Source organism: Mucilaginibacter sp. OK268 (genome assembly GCF_900103125.1).
Taxonomy (GTDB): domain Bacteria; phylum Bacteroidota; class Bacteroidia; order Sphingobacteriales; family Sphingobacteriaceae; genus Mucilaginibacter.
In genome coordinates this window covers 46,111-69,020 of sequence record NZ_FNJV01000002.1, presented here as the reverse complement: position 1 = coordinate 69,020, position 22,910 = coordinate 46,111, and the positions used below count along the sequence as shown (strand labels likewise).

Below are 22,910 nucleotides of genomic sequence, written 5' to 3'. Positions count from 1 at the left end.
TTAAGGTGTACCCCCTTGGTGCTTTTGATCCGTCATGGTAATATTGATTTAACATTATTTCAACATGCGCGACTCAAAAGCAGCGGATATACTTAAAAAATATAGGGATGGTACCTGTACCGAAGAAGAGAAACTCCTGATCAAAAAGTGGTTTTTAACCTTCGGCGAAGAACGGAATACTTTTTTATCGGAATCTGATTTGGAAGATGCTGAAAACGCCATGTGGGCCAGCATACAGGACAAACTTTCGCTCCGGCAGGAAGCCAGGATTTACCATATCAACTGGAAGAAATTTGTATCAGCAGCAGCCGTTCTCATCTTCATCAGTATCGCCGCCCTTATCACGATAAAATATCGTAATCAAAACAGCACATCAGAACTGGTGTCCTTTAAATCACATGACCTGATGCCCGGATCACGTCGCGCTGTTATCATCTATAATAACGGGCTGCAGCGGACACTTAATGGCAAGGTATACTTTGCGGGCAGCGATAAACAGAATGATAGCTTAGCGACCGGGCAACAAACCGCGAAATTTAATACGATTATAACACCCAGGGGAGGGGATTACCATATCATACTGGCAGATGGTACCGAAGTCTGGTTAAACGCAGGCTCTTCCCTGAAATATCCGGTATCGTTCACACATCAAAAAGAACGTGTGGTTGAACTGACAGGGGAGGGGTATTTCCAGGTGGCTCATAACAGGGCCCTGCCATTCAAGGTAAAGACTGATGAGCAGATCGTGGAGGTTTTGGGTACGCATTTTAACATCAATGCTTATCACGATGAACCTTATCTGGCGACTACTTTAATGAGCGGTTCGATAAAGATATCCGGCCGGGCCGGAACGCAAATAATCAAACCGGGGGAACAGGCGAGATTAACTTCTGCCAGCTCGATATTCACCATAACACCAACGGATACCGTAGCAGCAACGGCCTGGACAAACGGCTTTTTTCAATTTGGAAGAGCAGATATTCAGGATGTTATGCGGCAGCTTGCCCGCTGGTATGATATTGAGGTGGATTATGTCGGTGATATACCTGAAAAGAGATTTACAGGCAAAGTATACCGCACCTTAAAATTATCGGAAGCATTGGAAATATTGACCTATTTCAATGTCAAATTTATCGTTGAAGGTCATAAAATAACAATTATCAATTAACCATTAAAAAGCACACCATATGATAAGATATTTACGATAACCTACCGGATAAGGGGCCTTAAAAACCGCGAAAGTGAGTCGAAGCACTTCCGCGGAGAATGTCAGATTAACCCTTTTGTCCCTGACCGGGGTCCGGGACAGACAAACAATTTCTGAGTTGAGTCTAATGTTAACCTTACAGTAACAAATGTAATGAATTTTAATGCCATTTCTATGGCCATACCCAGGCTATGGCTTTCAGTAAGTCCTCAAAAAAGGAGGAAGATCATCATGAGAATAAATTTGACCGCTTTTCTGTTTTTTATACTACTTACGCAAATCAGCGCGAAGGGTTATACGCAGATTACGATTCATCGAAAGAGTGTACCGTTGCAGCAGGTCTTGCATGAGATAGAAACACAATCCAAATACGTATTTCTTTTTGATGAAAATGAACTGCCGGCACTACCCATCACTGTTGACCTCAAAAATGTATCGATAGAGGAGGCCCTTTCGGCCTGTCTGGCGAATTTGCCGCTGACTTATAAAATCGTAGATAAAAACATCTTGCTGAAAGCGAAGGAACAGTCCTTACTGGACCGGATCAGGAAGGTCTTTGAAACCAAATTGAGTCTTATTGTTACTGTCACCGACGAAAAAGGTAATCCGCTTCAGGGCGCGACGGTCAAAATACTGCAAAACGGCCCCATTTTAATTACTAATGTCAATGGCTTTGTACAGTTGAAAGATGTTTCGGAAAACGCCCTGATCGAAATTTCGTTCATCGGCTACGAAACCGTGCGGTTAAAAGTAACCGCCGACCTTAAAAAAGTTGAAATGAAGCCATCCATGGCCAGCTTGAGCGAGGTGGTGATTAATAAAGGATACTATACCACAACTGAGCGCCTGAACACAGGCTCCGCTGTCCAGATCAACGCTGCCGATCTTGAACGGCAGCCGCTAACTAATCCGATACAAGCTTTGCAAGGCCTCGTTCCCGGTTTATATGTGAAACAAAGCTCCGGAGTTGCGGCTTCCACCTCGAGCGTGCTGATCCGTGGCCGAAATTCAATCAATTCCGGCAATCAGCCTCTGTATATAGTGGATGGCGTACCCTATAACGGCACAGCTACAGATCAGCAGATCGGCGGTTTTATCACTTCCGGACAGCCTAACGGGACGACAGACCCTTTAAACAACATCAATCCGACTGATATCGAAAGCATCACTGTCCTCAAAGATGCCGACGCAACCGCGATATACGGTTCACGGGGCTCTAACGGCGTTATCCTGATTACGACCAAAAGAGCGGTGAAAGGCAAACCGGCACTGAATTTCAATGTATCGAGCGGAATAGGGGAGGTTGTTAAACAGCGGGCCTTGCTATCCTCATCGGATTATCTGGCCTTACGTCGCCAGGCATTCGCCAATGATAATGTAACGCCGACTGCTGCCCTGGCTCCTGACCTGATGGTCTGGGATCAGAATGCCAACACGAATTACCAGAATATGCTGATCGGTAATACGGCCAAAATTACCGACGCGTCGACGTCGCTGTCCATGGGAACCGATAAATCATCCATCCTGTTAAGCGGCAATTACCATAATGAGCAATCAGTGCTTTACGGCGGATACGGTTACAAACGAGGTGGTTTCAATATGGGGGCCCAGCATACTTCCGGTGATAATCGCCTGAAACTGAGCTTAGGGGCCAATTTAACATTTGGCTCTAACAATATGCCCGGGGCTGATTATACTTCCGCAGCTATCAGCATGCCGGCCAATTATCCTTTATATGATGCCGCCGGAAAGTTGTACTGGGTTACCGATTTCAATAACCCGATAGCCACCTCAAGGCAAACCTTTGATATGGGAACGAGTAATATGGTTTTCAGTGCTAATCTTTCCTATTTGATTGTCAAAGGGTTGACATTCAGAACAAATGCCGGTTATGATATCGTTAGTCAAACTTACCGCTATACCGTTCCTGCCAGTACATTTAACCCGATATATTCGCTCCCGTCGCAGGGGATATATACGAGCAGTAACGGCAAGACATTAATAGCTGAACCTCAGTTAAATTATGAAACCCCAATATGGAAGGGTAAACTGAGTACAACTATTGGCGGTTCGTATCAGCATAATATGTTTGCCATGCCTTATTACATCCAGGCATCTACTTTCGCGTCAGAAAGCTTACTGAACAACCTGGGCAATGCGGCAAGTTTTCCGACTGTTTCCAGTTTGTCGCAGGAATATAAATATATTTCAACTTACGGTTTGATCAATTACAATATTGCTGACAAGTACTTGTTTAACGGCACTTTCCGCAGAGACGGTTCATCCCGTTTCGGACCTGATAAAAAATTCGGAAATTTCGGTTCGGTTGCGGCCGCCTGGCTGTTCGCCGAAGAACAGTTTATAAAGGATATTAATCTATTTAGCTTTGGTAAGCTGCGCAGCAGTTACGGCATAACCGGTAATGATCAGGTGGGCAATTACGGCTACCTGGACACCTACACCAGTACCAGTACAAGTTACGGCGGAAATCCCGGGTTTTACCCGACGAGAATAGCCAATCCGAATTACCGGTGGGAAACGAACCGCAAGTTTGAAGTGGCTTTGGATTTGGGATTCCTGGATGATCGTATCCGGTTAACTTCGGCATTTTACCTGAACCGCTCCGGCAATATGGTGGTGAATTCTTCTCCGCTGCCGGCCCAAAGCGGCTTTCCAAGTTTTACTGAAAATCTTGATATGAAGGTACAAAACAAGGGTTGGGAATTTAATCTTCATACCGTTCCGGTCAAAAGCAAAGTGTTCAGGTGGGACCTCTCGGCCAATTTTACAACAGCCAGGAACAAGATTCTTTCCATCCCCGCGCAGGTAGCGACGCTCTACGCCAACACTTATCAGGTGGGCCAGTCGGTCAGTTCATTTATCGGCTATCAAAACACGGGCTTTGTTGACGGCGTTGCCCAGTTCGCGGACCGGAACGGCGATGGTGCTGTCACCAGCGGACTGGCCAATGATACTTATATTATTGCCAGCCGTGATCCGAAGTTTTACGGAGGTATCACATCAGGCCTGAGTTACAAGCGTTTCAGACTGGATTTTTTAATCAATTTTGTTAAGCAGAAAGGCATTGCGCAAACCGCATTTCCCGGTTTGCTCGGCTCGCAGCTTGATAATCTGCTGCAATCGCCCTTTAAGCCCAGCGCATCAACTTCCTCAGCAGCTTATAACTCCTACACCAGGTATATTTCTTCAGACGCCGTGATTGTTGATGCTTCTTTTATGCGATTGCGGAACCTCTCGCTGAGTTATTCATTCCCCCGGCAATGGCTCGATGCTGTAAAGGTTAAAAACGGCCAGATCTTCCTGCGTGGAGAAAACCTGGTAACCGTAACTAATTATAAAGGGCTGGATCCCGAAACGCAGGGCTCAGTTTTGCCCCCTTTAAAAATGTTCACCGCCGGATTGCAATTTTCATTCTAAAATAAATGACCATGAAAGAGATTTTTAAAATTAACCTTATCAAAGGTTTTATATATATACTGCTGCCTTTTGTAGTTGCCATCACCGGCTGTGAAAAAGCGATAGAAGTAGCCGTTCCGGTAAATCAGATCCCGTCCACTGCTGCCTTCCAGGATTCCCTCACCGCGCAGGCCACCGTAAACGGCATGTATGCATTTATGTACACCGGTGCCTCTGCGAATCTGACGACCAATTACAGTGTTTTCGCCAGCACACTACCGGCACGCTCAGCAGACGAACTTTACCTGCCTGCTACCCCAACTGATGAATTCGCGAACAACAGCCTGATACCCGGGACGGGTACAGTGAATACGGTATGGCTGCAAAACTACCAGATCATTTACCAGGCAAACGGAATCATTGCGGGAATGGGCGCGTCATCCTTGTCTCCGACTCTCAAAAAACAGCTGATTGGCGAGGCTAAATTTATGCGGGCGTTTTGCCATTTCTACCTGGTCAACTTGTATGGCGCGGTGCCGCTGATCACCACTACGGACATTGCAGTGACCAGGACCCAGCCACAAAGTACAGTTTCACAGATCTACAGCCAGATCATCAGCGATCTGAAAGATGCGCAGGGATCGCTGGCCCAGGATTATTCCTGGTCGGCCGGCTTACGGACCAGGGTAAACAGCTGGGCTGCCACTGCTTTGCTGGCCCGTGTTTACCTGTATAATAAAGATTATGTCAACGCTGAAGCGGAAGCCTCCAAGGTGATCGCTCAATCCAGCCTGTACAGCCTTCCTGCCAAGTTAAGCAACGTGTTTTTGAAGGCCAGCACTGAGACTATCTGGGCTTTCAATACGAATCAGTATGGCTATGCTTCCATAGCCAGGGTGTTTATCCCGCTCACGGCGAGCGCTGATCCGAACCATGCGATGACCGCTTCATTGGTGGCCGCTTTTGAGCGGGATGCCCTGAGGCCGGACTACCAGGATGATCGTTTTGACAGCTGGGTGAAAACATCAGCCAGCGGTAAATACTATATCGCCAAATACGGAACGATCACCGCCGCGAATACCGAATTTTTTGTCGTACTGCGCCTGGCTGAACAATACCTGATCCGAGCCGAAGCGATGGCGCAGCAGAACAACCTTACCGGAAGCCTGGCTGACATTAATGTCATCCGTTCGAGGGCGGGTCTCCATCCGGCAACCGCTCAAACCCAGGCAGAGTTGTTGCTGGCCGTCGAACACGAAAGACAGGTCGAGCTCTTTGGCGAATTCGGTCATCGCTGGTTTGACCTGAAACGCACAGGCCGCGCAGATGCTGTGCTCGCCCCGGTTAAAGGATCGGCATGGCAGTCAACAGACGCTCTATACCCGATCCCAGCACTACAGGTGACGAATAATCCGGCCCTGGTTCAAAATCCGGGCTATTGACATAAATATTGACAAGGTCGCTGCTATCCGCGAACATCACCGATGCTGATCCTGAATGCTGACCAGCCAATGGGTCAGCATTCATTTTGAGACAAGCGGGACCAAATAAAATTCAAGTAATGAACTACAAAAAATCATACACGATATTATGCGTTATGCTGCTTGTGCTGCCGGCATTTGCCTTCGGCCAGTTAAAGATAACAGGGGATGTCAAAAATCTCAATGCTGATTCGATCCTGCTGATTTATGCTTCTGTGAAATCGAAGCAGGAAAAGGTTAAAATACCCGTTCATAATGGTCAATTCGAATGGCTATCCTCATGGACAGAAACAACAGCTGTAAACGTGATCATGCCGGTAGGCAAATCAAAAATGTCATTCATGCTATTCGCAGAACCCGGAGAACAAAAGTTGAGCGGAGACGCGGCTACGCCAGCCACTTTTAAGGAGATGTCGGTCACAGGGTCAAATACACAAAGCGAGTATGTACAGTATTGCACTCAAATGGCAAATATTTACGCAAAGTATAGCCATGCAAAAGAACTGTTAAAATCGGCAGCCGCATCGGAAGTGCCGGAATTGAAAAATCAGGCGGAAACCTATTATCGCCAATACTTTGTTACAGAGAACGACAATTACGTAGAACAGCATCCGGGAAGCTATTTGAGTCTGGAACTCCTGCTTAAAATTGCCAATACAGGAGCATATGACAAGGCTAAACGCCTGTTTGAAAACTTACAACCAGCTATGAGAACCACCGTTAAGGGTCGAATGATCCAGGCGCAGTTATCAGCCATGCAAAATGGTTCAATTGGAAGAGAAATGCAGGATTTTGCATTTAATGACCCGGCTGGGAAAACGATTCGTCTCGCAGATTACAGGGGAAAGTTCGTCCTGGTCGACTTTTGGGCAAGCTGGTGTGCGCCATGCAGGGCAGAAACCCCCAATTTACTAACAGCGTATCAAACGTTTAAGGATAAAAACTTTACGATATTATCAGTCTCCTGCGATGAAAAGGAAGACAAATGGGTGAAGGCCTTAAAAGAAGATCAGTTACCCTGGGTGCAGGTTCGGGGATCAGGCAGCAAGAGTTTCGAGCTGATGACCTATTTCGGTATAAAAAATATCCCTTCCAGTTTCCTGGTCGACCCTTCAGGAAAGATTCTTGCGAAAGACCTTAGGGGAGATGCGCTAACGGTTAAGTTAAAGCAGGTCCTGGAATAATGGACGGGCATCCTGGGATAACGTCCTGGCATTTCATAGGGCATTTGCTCACTCATCTGCAGCGATGCCGATCTACCACAAATTATTAGTTATTAAAAAAAGTCTATAGATTAAAAAATACCACATGAAAAAGATTATTATACTGCTGATTACCCTGTTTCCGATGTCGCTCTATGCACAGAGGAAAGAGTTTGTGATCGAGGGATCATTTGTCAAAAAAGATATGGACGGTAAGGTTCATTACAATTATAATGAACGCGGGATTAATGTTGCAGACAGCACCCCTGTAATCAATGGCAGATTTGAGTTTAAAGGGAAAGTTTCGGGTATTCAACGAGCCTACTTTACTTTTAAGCCTACGCGGGCAACAGATATCAAACAGGCCTGGCGCGATTCTAAGAGTATATACATTGAACCCGGCAGTTTTAAAATTGTTGCAAAGGATTCTATTTCGACAGCAAGGGTGGTAGGTTCTGCAATAAATTCAGCATATGAAAGTTTTATGGCTCCTTTGGAGGTGATTGCGAAGGAGCGGAAACCACTTTGGGACGAATACGTTAAAATTAAAGCCGCTGATAGAAAGGTGCTGCCAAGAGCTGCTGAGCTCAAGGCAAAGATTGACGAAACAACCATAAAGCGAGATGAACTGCTTAAGGCTTATGTGCGATCTCACCCTAAGTCCTATTTCAGCATCGAGGCCATAACCGAATTGATGGGACCTTATGTTGTAGTTGAAAAAGTGGATGAGCTTTGGGGCACACTTGATCCTGAATTGAAGGAAAGTTATAATGGCAAGATTATCAATGCGGTGATTTTGGGATCAAAAGCAACAGATGTGGGTTCCAGGGCACCGGTATTTGCCCAGCCTGACACATCAGGCAAGATCGTTAAGCTCAAAGACATTAAAGGTAAATATGTACTGGTCGATTTTTGGGCATCATGGTGCCATCCGTGCCGTGCAGAAAACCCCAATGTTTTAAAAGCTTACAATGCTTATAAAACAAAAAATTTTACTGTTGTAGGTATATCGATAGATTTTGAAAAAGATAAAGGTAAATGGATAAAAGCCATAAAAGATGACGGCATGCCCTGGACTCAGTTGCTTTCCCCGGCCAATATTGACGGGGGCGCAATGAAAGCATATGGAATCCATGCCATCCCATCGAATTTCCTTGTTGATCCAAACGGAATTATCATTGCAAAGAACCTTCACGGTCCCGAACTACAGAAAAAGCTCGACGAGCTGTTTAACTGATCAATTTTACAAAAAAGGAACCCGGTTAAAAGATAATTCAAAACAATTTGGATGTGGTTCATATTTTTGTCTGAATGGGCTGCCTAAGAGTCTGTTTCGTAAGTCAAAAAATATAATTATAGAACAAAATTGAATGTTGATAGCCCCAAAATAATATAAAGATTAATACAAAAACGGCAATTCCAGATTTGGAAATTGCCGTTTTTATTAAGAGATGACTTGCTTAAAGAATTAATATGATGACTTAAACGCTAAAATGGCTTATAATACAGCCTCTTTTTTTGGACTAAAAGCCCGCGTTCATGTTTGGTTAACAAACAGCAATTTTAGAGCTCTGAATCAAGATGTCCCTCAACATATTTTTTGACGAAATCAGTCCGGTAGATTTCTCCAAGCGGAATTTCCGTTTCCCCCATATATACAGCATGATTATCATATGAAGTAACCTGTTCCATATTTACAACAAAAGATTTGCTTACTCTGAAAAATAAACGCTGCGGTATTTTTTGATGGATGGTTTTGATATTCATGGCAGTAATCAATTTTTGATTTTGCGTGTAGATGACCGCATAGTCTTTTAGCCCTTCTATGTAAAGAATATCCGTGAAGTTAAGTTTATAGGTCCTTCGTTCTGATCTGATAAAAAAAAAGTCGTTAGTATTCGACTCTACGGTGGTCTTCGCAGTATCGTCAGACAATAGCTTGTTGTACATTTCTGCTTTGCGGATCGCTTTCTCCAGACGGGCTTTGTCAATGGGCTTCAGCAAATAATCAATAGCATCAAGCTCATAGCTCCGGAGCGCATACTGGGGATAGGCTGTAGTAAAGATGGTCAGGCTTTTTCCCGGGATACTGGCTGCGAAATCAACGCCGTTCAAACCGGGCATTTCGATATCGAGGAACAGCAAATCGACTTCGTTTTTAGCCAGGTATTCCATAGCTGCAAATGCATTGGAGAATTTCTTCAGCACTTCAAGGGATGAAACTTCCCTGATCAATATTTCCATTTCATCCCTGGCCAGGGGCTCGTCGTCTACAATGATACAATTCATAAGGGTATGATTAAATCTACAAAATATTCTTCATTCGTTGAAGATATCTTCAGCATAAAATCATCCTGATATAACAATTCGAGCCGCCGTTTGATGTTGGCCAGCCCGAGGCCGCTGTTTTTACGGTCAGCGGGCCAGATATCCGGGCCTTTGGAATTACGGCACGTGAAATAAAGATTTCCGTCTTTAACGGAGATATTAATGCGGATATTTTCCGGCTCTTCCGTCATATCCACACTGTATTTGATGGCATTTTCCAGGAACGTGGTAAATAGGTTTGGCGGCAAAAAGATATTTTTCAGGCGCCCCGGGGGGATTGCTGCCTCTAGGGTAACCGAAAGTTTATCACGGCGTATCTTTTCTAATTCCGCCAGGTTAGAAAGAAAATCCAGTTCTGATTGCAAAGAAGTTTTCGCCTCGCCGTTCTCGTATAACTGGTACCTTAAAAATTCGGAAAGTTTCATAATAACGATAGTCGCTTTTTCCGGATCGATACGGATCAGCGCCTTTACGTTGTTCAGCATGTTGAACAGGAAGTGAGGATTGATCTGGTTTCGCAGCTCGTTCAGCTCCATTGTTAGGGTTAAATTATTTAATTCGGCAATCTGTTCCTTGTCTTTGATCCAACGGCCGAAAAGTTTAAATGTGGTGGTCAGCAGGATAAGTGCGATGGAAATTACACTGCCGGTATAAAGGCCGATACTATCGTGGTCGCTGGGAAGCGCGTCATGATCATTCCCTGGCAACGGTGAATACTGATCCAGGAACCGGGAAACTAACAATAGTATACTGATGACCGTGACCGCCAATAAAAACAGGTATAGAAAATAGCGCGCTTTAAAAAAAAACAAAGGCACCAGCACATACATATTCAGATAAAACATCGCTACAAAACCAAGGTAGATAAAAGTCACGCGGGCATATTTGAATGCCCCGGGACTTACGGGGATCTGTTTAGTGCTGATAAAGAAAAGAAGGAGGACAATTAAAAAAATGACGTGCCTTAACAGCCGGAAACGCTCACCGATCAATAGGCTGATAGCCTTTTCATTTTTGAATGTATCTGTATGTTGGTTCAATGATACTACATGTTAGATGTTTACCAAAAATAGGATATTCCGCCCGGCAGAAGGTGAAATTTATACCAAGCCCATGATTTCTTCTACAAAAGACCCGGCAAAACAGCGTTTAGCAGAAAAAGCAGGGGAGTGGGTGGCAGATACCGTCAATAAAGTTCCGGTTATGCATACATTTTTTTGATAAACCCTTTTGCTGCGTTGAAAGTTAATCCGGCGGCCTCTTTATGAGGCGTATGACCTACAGCCGGAATAATATACTTTTCAGCCTTACCGCTTACCCCGCTTATTGTTTTTTCCACCTGTTTCAATGTGCCATATTCATCGGTTTCTCCCTGAATAAACAAAAGCGGGCAATGAATACCCGGTAAAAAGTGCTCAATATTCCAATCTCTGTAGTCGATTCCCATCCAGGTTTCTGTCCATGCTTTAAAAATAGTATCCGTTTTATTACCGTGATGTTTTTGCAGGCGCCTGGCCAGATCAGTGTGCTTATATACCTCTATCGCTTTATAAATTCCTTTTAACGTCACATCCTCTACAAAAATATGCGCGGCTTCACAGATCACCGCCTTTATCCGTATTGCATATTTGCTTGCGGCAATCAGGGCAATGGAACCGCCGTCACTATGGCCAAACAGAATTGCATCATTGATGTCCAATGTATTCAGCAGATCATTTAATACGTCTGCCTCTAATTCCAAATAATTAACCGGCCTTTGGTAAGAACTCATTGGTTCAGACTGACCATAACCTAAGCGGTCATACACCAATACATTACATTGTGTTGCTTCTGCCAGCTTTTGAGGCAGATCCCTCCAGAGCGCTGCACAACCCAAAGAGTCGTGAAGAAATACAATTACGGGGGCATTTTTATAAGTGTTCTGAAACGCCACATAAAGATTTTTCCCGTTGATGTTCATCAGCATACCGCGTTTGTTCCCTGTCATTAAATATACCGGTTTAAATCGGGCCTTCCTGCGGTAAGGTCAACAGACAGGACTGCCGCTCCAAAAATAGCCAATAATTTGGTACTGAATCAGAAGCTCAGCGTCCTGTTTTCTACAATGGATGGTGAAATTACACCAGGCTCGTGATTTCTTATGCCGGTGAAATCGGACAAACCGGGGTTTGGTAGAAAATACAGGGGGTTTAGTATAAAAACCAAATTCAGCAGTGTTTTAGTGCCTTTCTTTGCGCTAAATCATGAATACGAACGATCTTAAAATATGGAAAACGTTAGCTGTAAATGCAACTTACGCACCTGGTATGTCTGCGGACAGCCAATGCGGAAGATTTACAGAACTGGCCTATTTATGTCACTTCGTTCAATGTTACCGGCCGTCGATGCATATTGCCGGCTGGCAGCGTCATCCTGTATATGTTATGGAGGATGCCGGAACCAGAACGGGCATCGCTTTTTGTGATCTCCAGTTGCCGCTAAACCTGACAACGCACCAGGAAGAACCTGTTGCCGGTGATGCAACCGATCCTGACACGCAGGATGTTTCAGAGTTATGGCTGGTTTTGGTAGCCAGAGATATCACACAGCGCAAACCCTTTTTTCTCGATCTGGTAAAAGTACATCAGCTATCCTCAACTTTCGATAAGATATTCCTTTTCGATTTTTTTCAATCAATAATCCAAGTCATTAAGTAATTATGAAAACCACGAACAAGCTCCTGCTCACCGTCGCGGCATTGATCCTGTCAAAAACCGGTTTCGCGCAAATACAAGACAGTGTAACCACCAAAAAAGTGGTGGCTTATGCCGCCAATAAATTTCCTGAAACCAGAACCTTCAATTTTGAATTTTCAGGCTCCGGACCCTATAATTTCACTTCGACTTTACGGGGCGAAGCATTACCCGCAGGCAGGGTAACGAACTGGACACAAGCCAGGGCAAGTGCCAACATCAATTTCATCAGATCGAAACACTGGATACTGGGGACCTCGTTTACCTATCGTTTAACTTCGCTTACCGCCGCCCTGAATGAACCTGTTTCAGGACTTACCAGTTCTGTGAATGAGAACTTTCAATACCATAATTCGGCCTTAAACCTGGCTTACGTATCAAAACTGTTTGATAAAACAACTATATTCTCCAGCAATGTAAGTATAGACGGAAGTGAAAAACAGTTCGAGCGGGTTCGGGGCCTGTTTGCTGCAACAATGCTGTTAAAGGCTAATGCGACCACAAAACTCGGTGTCGGTTTTGTTGTCAATATTGACCCAAGTTCACAAGTACCAATACTTCCTATATTCACTTACGAACACCGCTTCGACAATGGCTTGGTCGCGGATATTACACTGCCCAGGAATATATTTATCCGGAAACAGGTATTCCGGAATGGCAGAATCACCTTGGGAACGGAACTGGATCGCACCAGTTTCTACCTGTATAATTTGGACAAGTCGGGAAGGACCTTTGAGTTTAATCAGGTCGATCTCAATAATGGACTGATCTATGAGCACCTGGTTTTTAACTACCTTATCCTGACTCTGAAAGGCGGATTGAAGACCAGTCTGTCGCCCCGGATATTCGATCGTAACCAATCTTATAATGACCCGATTTTTCAGGCAAAGGCCAGCCCTTCAGGGTATTTCAACGTTGGGATTTCCTTCAACCCCTTTGCGAGGAAAAAACGATAGTCATCAACCCTTAAACGCCAGCGGCTGCCATCAAACCGGTGTATCATGAACAAAAATATTTTATTTCTATTACTGGCGTTCCTGCCTTTCCGGTTGCCCGCCCAGTCCGTCTGGTCGCTTAAAACCTGTATTGATTACGGCCTGAAAAATAACCGGAGTAATGCCGTATATGCCAATGAAAAGAAAATCGCCGATGCCAAAGCCAGAGAAGCGCTGGCCGCTTATCTGCCCAGCATAGGGGTTACCAGTACGCTGGACGATAACCTGAAAGTTCAGGTATCGGTCATCCCTGCCGGGATTTTTGGCCCAAACGACTTGCGGGTTGCTTTTACCAAGCAATTTAACACCAATCACGTGGCACGCGTTGATCAAACCATTTATGATCAGTCATTGCTTACCGGTTTAAAAGCGAATAAATATAATGCTCAGCAGGCTGTGCTGAACCAACGCCAGAATGACGAAACCATCATTTATAACATCAGTACGGCTTATTCGCAGATATTCGTTTACCGGGAGCAGCTCAACCTGTTAAAAGCTAATCAGGAAACCTATAGGGGGCAAATGGGAATTATTTCCCTCCGGGTAAAAAAAGGCACGGCCCTGCAAAAGGATGCGGATAAAGTAACTGTTGACTATAATAACGCCCAATCGCAGATACAGGTGGCGGAGAGTAATCTCACCCTTGCTGAAAATCAGCTCAAGTATGAGATGGGATACCCGATTAATAGTGCGCTGGCTATTGACAGTACAGCTGCCAGCGATGTGTTTATACCTGTTGCCCCGGCGCTTGCCAATAACCAAACATTTACGGCAGATAACCGTACCGACTATCGTATTTCGCAGGTAAATGCGAAGCTATTGGAGATCGACGAGAGCCGGATCAAGGCGGGGGCTCTCCCTAAACTGACCGCTTATGCACAACATGGTCTACTCGGTTTCGGCGACCGGCTTGGGCCAGCCTTTTCCGGCATGTCACCCTATTCAGCGATAGGCCTTAAACTGAACATCCCGCTGTTTGATTTCTTCAAACGTAATGCACAATATAGCCAGGCCAAATATAAACGCTTAAACGCGCAAGAGAACCTAAAGCTCGATGAAGATAAATACCATTTGGACTACGAGAACGCACGAACCAAAGTACTTAAAGAACAAAGCAACGTAGAGAATAACCGCCGTAATATAGCACTGGCACAATCGGTATTCAGCACTACCGACCTGCAGTTACAGAAAGGTACTACCGACCTTACCGACTGGCTGAACGCACAGAACTCATTAAAAGAAGCACAAAATAATTACCTCAACTCGCTGTACACCTTTTTTCAGGCCCGTATTGACCTTGAAAAAGCTGGCGGCACATTAAAAACCTTTTACTCCGGCTTATCATCAGCACATGAAAACTAAATACATTGTACTTACAGCCCTTTTAGCGATAGCGGCGCTAATCGTATTCCGGCTTACATCCAATAAGAAGAAACTGGACGAAAAAAACAAGCCGGCACCTGCCACCGCGGTCCTCATCCCGGTTAAAGCAGCTACCGCTAAAGAGCAGTTACTGGAGATCAGTATGGTGAAGACCGGTAATCTGGCACCTTTTAAAGAAGCCAAAGCCCTTGCCAAAACTGGTGGCACCTTATTACAGGTGCGATTTAAACTAGGTGACCAGGTGAGCGAAGGACAGGTTCTTGCCCTGACGGATACCCGCAGCCAGCAACTGGAGTTACAAAAAGCGGAAACAAGTGTAGCCAAACTGCGTAACGACCTGAACACTTATACGGAGCTGTTGCAGGGTAAAGCCGCTACACAGGAGCAGGTTAACAACATTCGGCAAGATTATTCAAATGCCGTGAACCAGGCCGGCCAGGCGCGTAAGAACCTGGCTGATGCTTCCATCAAGGCACCAACCAGCGGCATTATATCTGCCAGGCCCGTTGAAGAAGGTGTTTTTGTAAACGCAGGTGCGGAGATAGCTACCATCGTCAATCTATCAAGAGCTAAGGTGCAGGTGAACCTGACGGAGGCCGAGGTTTACCAGATTGCGCAGGGGCAGAAGGTTAAAATAACCACCGACGTTTATCCCGGTAAGATGTTTGCCGGTACGGTAACCTTTATTAGTCCGCAGGCGGATCAGACCCATAATTACCTGGTAGAAATACAAATCGATAACTCGCAAAAAGCCATACTGCGTTCCGGAACTTTTGTTTATGCCGATTTCTCTGAAAAGACATCTCAACGGGTGCTGGTCATCCCGCGTGAGGCACTGACTGAAAGTATTAAGAATGCCTCGGTTTATGTAGTTGAAAATGGCATTGCCAGGCAGAAAAGTATTCAAACAGGAGCCGAAATGGGCGGTATGATTACGGTGACCAGCGGCCTGAAAGCCGGTGATCAGGTGGTAACATCTGGCCAGATCAATTTGAAGGATGGTACGCCGGTAAGTATTTCCAATTAGCTACCGGCATGGTGTCAAATGATCAACAAGGCAGGCCATCCCGGTCGACTATTATTGTTGGCATCATTGTGCTGCTGATCGTTTTACAAACCTATTTAAAAATAAAGATCCTACGATCCATTTTACAAACTAAAACACCGGTACATGTCAATAGCAGAGATTGCCGTTAAACGGCCCTTATTCATCATCGTCATCTTCACCGTACTCTTCCTGTTCGGGGCACTGAGCTATTCCAAACTCAACTATAAACTTCTGCCCAATATCGAGGTAGCCACTGTCTCTGTGAGTACCGTGTACCCGGGCGCCTCGGCAGCCGAGGTCGAAACTTCCGTAACCAAAAAACTGGAAGACGCTTTCGCCTCGGTAGAAGGCCTGGATAAGATCAGTTCAACCTCACAGGAAGGCGTGTCGCAGATCGCGGTCCAGCTAAAAGGCGGAACAAATGTGGACCAGGCTGAGCGCGACATTCAGCGGAAGGCCGATCAGGCACAAAATGACCTGCCGGATGATATTGACCGCCCAATAGTCAATAAGATCAACCTGGAAGAAACGCCCGTTATTCGTGCAGGTGTCACTTCAACGCTTGCGCCCAAAGCATTATATGACCTGGTAGATCAGGATTTTCGCCCCATGCTTCAGAATGTGAGCGGAGTGGGGCAGATCAATATTATTGGCGGCGACGAGCGGGAGATACAGGTGAATATTGATCAGGGAAAATTAAGGGCTTACGGGCTGGGCATTACCCAGGTAAGCGATGTTATCAATAACGCGAATAAATCCTTCCCTGCGGGTAGGATTGAAACCCAAAATCAGCAGGTATCTATTCAGTTTGATGCCAATGTGGCCTCCGTCAGCCAGATCCGCGACCTCATTGTGAAACAACAACCGGGCGGTGGCAGTATCTATCTGAAGGATATTGCCGAGGTGGTTGACGCGACGGCAAAAGTAACGGCCATCAATCATATCAATGGCTTGCCATCCGTTGGTATACAGGTAATCAAACAGACAGATGCCAATGCGGTGAATGTGAGTAAAGGCGTAAAAGCGATGTTCAGCCGCCTGGAAAGCCAGTATAAGGCCCAGGGCATTCACTTTACCGTGTCGAGCGATCAGTCTACCTATACCCTTCGCTCGGCCAACGCGGTAATGGAAGATCTTGGCCTTGCCGTTGTGATTGTGGGGGTGGTGATGTTAGCCTTTCTGCACAGTTTCCGCAGTTCCATGTTTGTGATGATCGCGCTGCCTTCATCCATCATTCCAACCTTCATCGCGATGTATTTCCTGGGTTTCTCCCTCAACCTGATGACGCTGATGGCTATGTCGCTGGTAGTCGGCATCCTGGTCGATGATTCCATTGTCGTGCTGGAGAATATTTACCGGCATTTGGAGATTGGGTCTGAACGCCGGAAGGCCGCGCTGGATGGTCGTAACGAGATCGGTTTTACTGCGATGGCGATTACGCTGGTGGACGTTGTGGTGTTCCTGCCGCTGGCATTGTCGGGCGGTATGATCGGTTCTATATTGCGGGAGTTTTCCCTGGTGGTAGTCATTTCCACGCTCATGAGCCTGTTCGTGTCATTCACGGTAACGCCATTGCTGGCCAGTCGTTTTGGCAGGCTGGAGCGCCTGACGAAAGACACCCTATGGGGACGTATAAACCTGGGCTTCGAGCATGTGATTGACATCATAAAAGAAAGCTATGGCAAGATACTGGAAGTGGTGTTGCACAGGAAACGCTGGTTGCTGTCGGGAGTAATTGTACTCATTATTGGTTCGCTTATGCTGGTCGGTAAAGGCTTTATCGGCGCGTCATTTATCCCTTCGAGTGATCAGGGCGAATTACTGATCAATCTTGAACTAGAACCGGCAGCGTCCATCTATCAAACCAATATGGTAACGCAGCAGGTAGAAAAGATGATCATGGAGCAGCCTGAGGTTGACAAGGTTTTTTCCAGCATTGGGTTTGTGAGCGGTGGTGTAGTCGGAACTGGTAACAACGCGAACAGGGCTGAGCTCACAGTGAGCCTGAAAGACCGCAAAGAGCGGAGTATGACTGCCGATGAGTTCGGCATTATCATACAGCAAAAACTAAGCGCTGCTATTGCCGGTGTTAAAGTGACCGCATCATCAACCTCTATCACCGGTAACGCCAGTTCTGCGCCTATACAGATCGCTATCAAAGGAGTAGACCGGGAAGCCGTGCGAAGCGTGGCCGAGCAGTACCGGAACATGGTGGCAACCATACCCGGAACCAAGTTCGTACAGCTTTCGGTCAAAGACAGGAAGCCGCAGGTGGAGGTGAAGCTGAACCGTGATAAAATGACCTTGCTGGGCATCAACGCCAGCCAGGTTGGCGGCGCTTTACAGAATGCCTTCAGTGGCAACAGTAAGAGCAAGTTCAAACAATCTGGCAATGAGTATGACATCCTGATCAGCCTGGATCGTTATGACCGGTCTAATATTAACGATCTGAGAAATCTTTCTTTCATCAATAATGACGGCGAGGCTTTTGTGCTGAGCCAGTTTGCTGAAGTCAGGGACGGCTTGGGTGAAAGTGTTTTACAGCGAAGCGACCGGATGGGGTCCATTACGGTCAACGCCAATGTTGCAGGCAGGCCAACCGGCACAGTCGCCAGTGAGATCAAAATAAAAGCGGCAAAAATCAAGCTTCCCGAAGGGATCGCCGTGGAGTATCTTGGTGATGTAAAGAACCAGGCAGATGCCTTTGGTAGCCTGGGGCTCGCGCTCATTATTGCTATCGTCCTGGTTTACCTCATTATGGTGGCGCTTTATGAAAGTGTGATCTATCCCTTTGTGGTATTATTCTCCATACCGGTGGCCTTGATCGGCGCTTTGCTGGCCCTGGCGCTTGCCATGGAAACGCTGAACATCTTTTCGATCATCGGGGTGATCATGCTATTGGGCCTGGTGTCTAAAAATGCTATCCTCATCGTTGATTTTACCAATCAGCTTAAAGCGGAAGGGCGGAGCGCTAAGCAAGCATTGATCGAAGCAGGTAAAGAGCGTTTACGGCCCATCCTGATGACCACGCTGGCTATGATCTTTGGTATGCTCCCTATTGCTATTGCCAGTGGTGCTGGCTCCGAGATCAAAAACGGTATGGCCTGGGTGATCATCGGTGGATTGACCAGCTCTATGATCCTGACATTGTTTGTTGTGCCGGCAATGTACCTGATCATTGATAAACTGGCTATGAAATTCAAAAAAAAGGAACAGGCTGAGCTTAGCCGGATTGAGTTGAGTGATCATTGATGCTGGGCGATTCCCCGGGGAGCAGCCAGCATCAGATTTTAATCGTAAAGGCTATGTTTGGATCCGCTATCCACGACGTTTATTCATGCGTATTGCCGCTGTCAGGAATTGAGGGAGCGGACAATTCAAACAAAAATCATTCAACTATATAGACATACATTGAAAAATGCGATGAGGAAAAAAATATATATAGCCCATGATGACGGCGCGTTTATAGAGCTGATGTCTGTTTTTCTTGAAGGCATAGGGTACGAGGGATACGGGAGTACCGAGCTTTTAAGCCTGCTTCTATTGGATTCCTTAAATTTGCCGGATGTTTTTTTACTGAATGTTCAGCTGTGGGGTGAAGACAGCAAGATGATATACAACTATCTGAAGAGCAATGAGTCCACCGAAACCATTCCGGTAATCTTATTTTCAACTTTAAAACGTTCTGCGCAAAACTCATTTGATCATTACGCGGATAGTTTTATTTCTATACCTTTTGAAATAAATGAACTTCCCGGTTTATTGAAAAAAGCACTTCCTGAAAGGAATCAGGAAGAATAATCTTTGAACAGATATAGATTAGGCCCGCTCATGAAAAAGCTGTTTCCTGATCCGGCTTAAACTTTCCGGGGTAATACCCAGGAAAGATGCCACATATATAAGCGGTACACGAGCAGCAACCTGGGGGAAATCATGGATCAGCATCCTGTAACGATCCTCTGCATTAAGGCTCACCGCGGTATTCAGCCGCTGTTGCAGGCCCACATAAGCGCGCTGGTATAAGTGACGAAAATACCGTTCAAGGGCAGGCACCTCATTATATAATAATTCCAATTCGCGATGTGGTAAAAGCAAGACCTCGCTGTCTTCAATTGCTTCGATGCTGATATTTCCCGGCACCTGCGTAATAAAGCTCGAAAGGTCTGCTATCCAATGACCTTCGAGTCCAAGTTGGATAACATGCTCTGTACCCTCTTTATCAATGGTAAACGAGCGAAGAGCTCCTTTTTCAATAAAATAAATGTAGCGGCTCACGTCTCCTTCTGTTAATAAAGACCTTCTTTTCTTGACGAATTTTTTTGCCATTATGCTTTCGATCCGTTCAAAATCAGTCTCCTTTATTGGGGCGTATTTATTAAAGTTATTGAATAGGAGAGTTGAGCGCATGGAGGAAAATTATACCGCAATTTATAGACTTTTGGTTAATATCCAATAAACGAGGCCAGCAAGTTCTTTGTCACCCACTGTGTGCACCACATGGTATTGTTTATAAGCTATTATCGATCAGCGGTTGTAAATAGGCAAGCGCGTCATTTGCGTAAAATTAACTATTGCATGACCATGGCAGGAAAGGCATTAAGTCAAGCTGTCATTAATAATAGTTGACCATCATCTATGTTATGTTGATCATTTTTGATCAAAATGATACCATAACCCTGCCATAAAGTTTTGTGGTGCACCGGCCCATTTATTGACGCTACCATAGGCACTTGCCCAATACGTTTTGTTTGTAATATTATTCAGGTTTATGGAAAAGCCGATATGTTTGTATTTATACTGCAAACCACCATTGAAAATGATATAACCGGGTAGCGTAATATCCGCATCCAATGTATTGCGGCTGCTCACTTGCGAATGCCCAATCAAAATGGATAAATTATGAAGTGTACCATTGGTAAACGTGTACTTAAGCCAACTGTTGCTACTGTGTTGTGGTGCATTATCTTTAATGATACCTACTTGAGAAGGTACGTCGCTTTTGTTGATCTTGGTTACGTTATAGGCATAGGTTACACTGACTGAAAAGTTAGGCAGTATGTTTCCGCTGATTTCTGTTTCTACACCTCTTGCTCTATCTTCGCCATTTTGTACATATAAATTAGGGTTGGAGGGTATGTTGGCATTGGTTGCCACATTTTGCACCGTGAGCTGATATAAGGCTACAGTAGCGGCTAACCTATCTTTAAATAAGGTCGTTTTGGCTCCGGCTTCCAGCAAATTGCTGACGATAGGGATAAACGGTTTATCAAAAAATTGCAGACTTCCAGATGCTTCAAAAGGGTCGAAGCCTCTGTTGTAAGTGCCATAAATGCTTATCTGAGGTGATAACGTGTAAGTAAGACCGATTTTGGGCAACCAGACAGATTCATCACTGCCACCTTCATAAAATTCTCTCCTTAACCCCGCCAATAATTTCCATTTACCGTAAGTGAGTTGCTCCTGCACATAAACACCTTGCGTAGCATAAACTTCGGCATCTACCTCGTTGACTCCACCGTCACTATCACTAAGTTGATAGTTGCCTTTTTGCGGCTGAGGATATTGAGGATTACTCAAACTAAATGTGCCTACTATACCGTTTCCTAATCCAAACTGATTGGGCAGTTCATAGTTGTTTTGTTTGATGTTTACAGTGCTTTTTATGTAATCATAACCTACCAATAGTTGATGTTTTAACTTGCCTGTATTAAAGTTAAAATTAAAATAGTTAGTTAAACTATTAGTTGCTGTGTTGTAAGTCCAGTCTGTATAATATAGGTTGATTGAATCAGGAGTAATATAGCTTTGAAAGCCGTGCTCAGCTACATTTTGCCGGGAAATATAATTAAGGTAGCCACTATTAAAGCTGATGTTTTTATTTATTTTGTAAGAGGCGGAAATATTAGTGGCAATATCGGTTTCCTTTAAATAATCGCCAGGTTGGTTTACCATCAGACTAATTGGTGTAGTTTTCAATGTTGCATCATCCTCAAATCCTGGCGTACCCCTGTCAAGCAAAGTGTTGATGTGCGAAAACGAAAAATCAATATTAAACTTCAGTTTATCATTTGGAAAATAAGAAATAGATGGTGCCAGTTCATACGACTTCGAAAAAAAGGAATTGCGAAAAGATTTGGTGTTATCATAGCCCGCATTGAAACGATACAACAATTCTTCATCTTTAGTAACCGGACCAGTAATATCTGCCAATACGCGAAAATGATCCCATGTACCGCCAGTAATACTCACATCGCCACGGTTAGTTTTTAAAGGCTTTTTGGTTACTAAGTTAATGCTTCCGCCGGGATCACTATTGCCATAAAGTGTACCTGCCGGTCCTTTCAACACCTCCACTCTTTCTATATTTACAAGCATCGGACTTGTGTAAGTACTGTTATAGCCACGCAGCCCATTGATAGAACGGGCATTTTCTGCCCGAAAGCCACGGATGGTGTATTCATCAAAACCTGAGTATTGGTTTACCCCGGCTATATCGGTAGCAATATCTTTTAATGAATATTGCATCTTATCGGCGATCAGTTCTTTTGTAACAGTAGATATGGATTGAGGGACATCCTTTAATGAGGTTTGTGTTTTTGTACCTAAAAAAGTATAGTCACTTTTGTACGTTAGTGGAACACGACCTTTTACTTCCACTGTCGACAACTCTTCTGTTTTATATCTAAGCGTCAATGTGCCCAGGTTAAGCATTCCTCCATCCAAGGGTAGAATTTGTATTTTAAAAATGAATGCAGGTATATAATGAATTTCAAGTGTATCAGCCTTTAAAGGCAAAGCATAGAAAGAAAAAGTACCCTCTGCATTGGTTGTTGTCACTTTCTTTGATTTAATCAGCTTTACAGCAACGGAACTTAGCGGCGAGCCGTACTCATCATATACTTTTCCGGTTATTTTACCAACCAAATTTTGTGAAAAGGAAAAAAAAGGTGATAAGACAAACAACAATATAAAGTATAAACATTGTGTTTTTCTTATAAAAATGTTTGTGATAGTAATGTGTTTAGCGAAAGTCATAAGGTAATTGGCCGTGCACTATTCTTGTCTCATTTTGCAGCATTATAGTTGTTGCTTAATGACTGTTTAAAAAAGATCCCCC

18 protein-coding genes are annotated in these 22,910 nt (G+C 44.8%); 13 read left to right on the top strand and 5 right to left on the bottom strand.

The window, feature by feature from the left end; genetic code table 11:
* The first annotated feature begins 64 nt into the window (after positions 1 to 64).
* From BLR84_RS06110 to BLR84_RS06090, 5 genes are all read left to right on the top strand, one after another.
* Positions 65 to 1,168 carry a FecR family protein gene (locus tag BLR84_RS06110; RefSeq protein WP_090466013.1) on the top strand — a complete coding sequence of 368 codons (1,104 nt, stop codon included), beginning with the start codon at positions 65 to 67 and terminating at the stop codon, positions 1,166 to 1,168.
* 270 nt (positions 1,169 to 1,438) lie between these two features.
* Positions 1,439 to 4,645 carry a SusC/RagA family TonB-linked outer membrane protein gene (locus BLR84_RS06105; RefSeq protein WP_176851974.1) on the top strand — a complete coding sequence of 1,069 codons (3,207 nt, stop codon included), beginning with the start codon at positions 1,439 to 1,441 and terminating at the stop codon, positions 4,643 to 4,645.
* 11 nt (positions 4,646 to 4,656) lie between these two features.
* Positions 4,657 to 6,066, top strand: a complete 1,410-nt coding sequence (locus tag BLR84_RS06100; protein ID WP_176851973.1) for a RagB/SusD family nutrient uptake outer membrane protein — start codon at positions 4,657 to 4,659, stop codon at positions 6,064 to 6,066.
* 119 nt (positions 6,067 to 6,185) lie between these two features.
* A complete protein-coding gene (locus tag BLR84_RS06095) occupies positions 6,186 to 7,289 on the top strand; it encodes a TlpA family protein disulfide reductase (RefSeq protein WP_090466005.1) in 1,104 nt (367 codons plus the stop codon).
* A gap of 124 nt (positions 7,290 to 7,413) precedes the next feature.
* Positions 7,414 to 8,544 carry a TlpA disulfide reductase family protein gene (locus BLR84_RS06090; protein WP_090466003.1) on the top strand — a complete coding sequence of 377 codons (1,131 nt, stop codon included), beginning with the start codon at positions 7,414 to 7,416 and terminating at the stop codon, positions 8,542 to 8,544.
* Between the two features lie 326 nt (positions 8,545 to 8,870).
* Here BLR84_RS06090 and BLR84_RS06085 read toward each other — a convergent pair whose 3' ends face one another.
* Together BLR84_RS06085 and BLR84_RS06080 are read right to left on the bottom strand one after the other, a co-directional pair.
* Positions 8,871 to 9,596: a LytR/AlgR family response regulator transcription factor gene (locus BLR84_RS06085; RefSeq protein ID WP_090466001.1), complete on the bottom strand. Its 726-nt coding sequence runs from the start codon at positions 9,594 to 9,596 to the stop codon at positions 8,871 to 8,873.
* Positions 9,593 to 10,675, bottom strand: coding sequence for a sensor histidine kinase (locus BLR84_RS06080; protein WP_176851972.1), 1,083 nt, complete (start codon positions 10,673 to 10,675; stop codon positions 9,593 to 9,595). Before BLR84_RS06080 ends, BLR84_RS06085 begins: the two co-directional genes overlap by 4 nt.
* A 16-nt stretch (positions 10,676 to 10,691) precedes the next feature.
* On the opposite strand from BLR84_RS06080, the gene BLR84_RS29950 reads away from it, so the two are divergent.
* Positions 10,692 to 10,856: a hypothetical protein gene (locus BLR84_RS29950; RefSeq protein ID WP_176851971.1), complete on the top strand. Its 165-nt coding sequence runs from the start codon at positions 10,692 to 10,694 to the stop codon at positions 10,854 to 10,856.
* Here the strand turns inward: BLR84_RS29950 and BLR84_RS06075 are convergent.
* Positions 10,837 to 11,622, bottom strand: coding sequence for an alpha/beta fold hydrolase (locus tag BLR84_RS06075; RefSeq protein ID WP_218128229.1), 786 nt, complete (start codon positions 11,620 to 11,622; stop codon positions 10,837 to 10,839). The genes BLR84_RS29950 and BLR84_RS06075 overlap by 20 nt on opposite strands.
* A 256-nt stretch (positions 11,623 to 11,878) precedes the next feature.
* On the opposite strand from BLR84_RS06075, the gene BLR84_RS06070 reads away from it, so the two are divergent.
* The 7 genes from BLR84_RS06070 to BLR84_RS06045 all read left to right on the top strand — a co-directional run bounded on the left by BLR84_RS06070 (position 11,879) and on the right by BLR84_RS06045 (position 19,594).
* Positions 11,879 to 12,331, top strand: coding sequence for a hypothetical protein (locus tag BLR84_RS06070; protein WP_143013841.1), 453 nt, complete (start codon positions 11,879 to 11,881; stop codon positions 12,329 to 12,331).
* A gap of 2 nt (positions 12,332 to 12,333) precedes the next feature.
* Positions 12,334 to 13,323: a hypothetical protein gene (locus BLR84_RS06065; RefSeq protein WP_090465996.1), complete on the top strand. Its 990-nt coding sequence runs from the start codon at positions 12,334 to 12,336 to the stop codon at positions 13,321 to 13,323.
* A 45-nt stretch (positions 13,324 to 13,368) separates the two neighbouring features.
* A complete protein-coding gene (locus BLR84_RS06060) occupies positions 13,369 to 14,724 on the top strand; it encodes a TolC family protein (RefSeq protein ID WP_090465993.1) in 1,356 nt (451 codons plus the stop codon).
* Positions 14,714 to 15,772 carry an efflux RND transporter periplasmic adaptor subunit gene (locus BLR84_RS06055; protein WP_090465990.1) on the top strand — a complete coding sequence of 353 codons (1,059 nt, stop codon included), beginning with the start codon at positions 14,714 to 14,716 and terminating at the stop codon, positions 15,770 to 15,772. The genes BLR84_RS06060 and BLR84_RS06055 overlap by 11 nt, the downstream gene beginning before the upstream one ends.
* Positions 15,773 to 15,780: 8 nt before the next feature.
* A complete protein-coding gene (locus BLR84_RS29945) occupies positions 15,781 to 15,942 on the top strand; it encodes a hypothetical protein (RefSeq protein WP_176851970.1) in 162 nt (53 codons plus the stop codon).
* Complete coding sequence (locus BLR84_RS06050) at positions 15,917 to 19,045, top strand: efflux RND transporter permease subunit (protein WP_090465987.1); 3,129 nt, start codon at positions 15,917 to 15,919, stop codon at positions 19,043 to 19,045. Before BLR84_RS29945 ends, BLR84_RS06050 begins: the two co-directional genes overlap by 26 nt.
* 171 nt (positions 19,046 to 19,216) lie before the next feature.
* Entirely contained in the window at positions 19,217 to 19,594 is a 378-nt protein-coding gene (locus BLR84_RS06045) for a response regulator (RefSeq protein ID WP_090465984.1), read from the top strand.
* An 18-nt stretch (positions 19,595 to 19,612) separates the two neighbouring features.
* Here BLR84_RS06045 and BLR84_RS06040 read toward each other — a convergent pair whose 3' ends face one another.
* Both BLR84_RS06040 and BLR84_RS06035 read right to left on the bottom strand, forming a co-directional pair.
* Positions 19,613 to 20,119, bottom strand: a complete 507-nt coding sequence (locus tag BLR84_RS06040) for a Crp/Fnr family transcriptional regulator (protein ID WP_176851969.1) — start codon at positions 20,117 to 20,119, stop codon at positions 19,613 to 19,615.
* A 321-nt stretch (positions 20,120 to 20,440) separates the two neighbouring features.
* Entirely contained in the window at positions 20,441 to 22,717 is a 2,277-nt protein-coding gene (locus BLR84_RS06035; RefSeq protein WP_176851968.1) for a TonB-dependent siderophore receptor, read from the bottom strand.
* Positions 22,718 to 22,910: the final 193 nt, after the last annotated feature.

Excerpts from the sequence above, each read along its gene's own strand:
- BLR84_RS06110 (WP_090466013.1), top strand. The coding sequence starts at position 65 with ATGCGCGACTCAAAAGCAGCGGATATACTTAAAAAATATAGGGATGGT.
- BLR84_RS06105 (WP_176851974.1), top strand. The coding sequence starts at position 1,439 with ATGAGAATAAATTTGACCGCTTTTCTGTTTTTTATACTACTTACGCAA.
- BLR84_RS06100 (WP_176851973.1), top strand. The coding sequence starts at position 4,657 with ATGAAAGAGATTTTTAAAATTAACCTTATCAAAGGTTTTATATATATA.
- BLR84_RS06095 (WP_090466005.1), top strand. The coding sequence starts at position 6,186 with ATGAACTACAAAAAATCATACACGATATTATGCGTTATGCTGCTTGTG.
- BLR84_RS06090 (WP_090466003.1), top strand. The coding sequence starts at position 7,414 with ATGAAAAAGATTATTATACTGCTGATTACCCTGTTTCCGATGTCGCTC.
- BLR84_RS06085 (WP_090466001.1), bottom strand. The coding sequence starts at position 9,596 with ATGAATTGTATCATTGTAGACGACGAGCCCCTGGCCAGGGATGAAATG.
- BLR84_RS29950 (WP_176851971.1), top strand. The coding sequence starts at position 10,692 with ATGTTTACCAAAAATAGGATATTCCGCCCGGCAGAAGGTGAAATTTAT.
- BLR84_RS06075 (WP_218128229.1), bottom strand. The coding sequence starts at position 11,622 with ATGACAGGGAACAAACGCGGTATGCTGATGAACATCAACGGGAAAAAT.
- BLR84_RS06070 (WP_143013841.1), top strand. The coding sequence starts at position 11,879 with ATGAATACGAACGATCTTAAAATATGGAAAACGTTAGCTGTAAATGCA.
- BLR84_RS06065 (WP_090465996.1), top strand. The coding sequence starts at position 12,334 with ATGAAAACCACGAACAAGCTCCTGCTCACCGTCGCGGCATTGATCCTG.
- BLR84_RS06060 (WP_090465993.1), top strand. The coding sequence starts at position 13,369 with ATGAACAAAAATATTTTATTTCTATTACTGGCGTTCCTGCCTTTCCGG.
- BLR84_RS06055 (WP_090465990.1), top strand. The coding sequence starts at position 14,714 with ATGAAAACTAAATACATTGTACTTACAGCCCTTTTAGCGATAGCGGCG.
- BLR84_RS29945 (WP_176851970.1), top strand. The coding sequence starts at position 15,781 with ATGGTGTCAAATGATCAACAAGGCAGGCCATCCCGGTCGACTATTATT.
- BLR84_RS06050 (WP_090465987.1), top strand. The coding sequence starts at position 15,917 with ATGTCAATAGCAGAGATTGCCGTTAAACGGCCCTTATTCATCATCGTC.
- BLR84_RS06045 (WP_090465984.1), top strand. The coding sequence starts at position 19,217 with ATGAGGAAAAAAATATATATAGCCCATGATGACGGCGCGTTTATAGAG.
- BLR84_RS06040 (WP_176851969.1), bottom strand. The coding sequence starts at position 20,119 with ATGGCAAAAAAATTCGTCAAGAAAAGAAGGTCTTTATTAACAGAAGGA.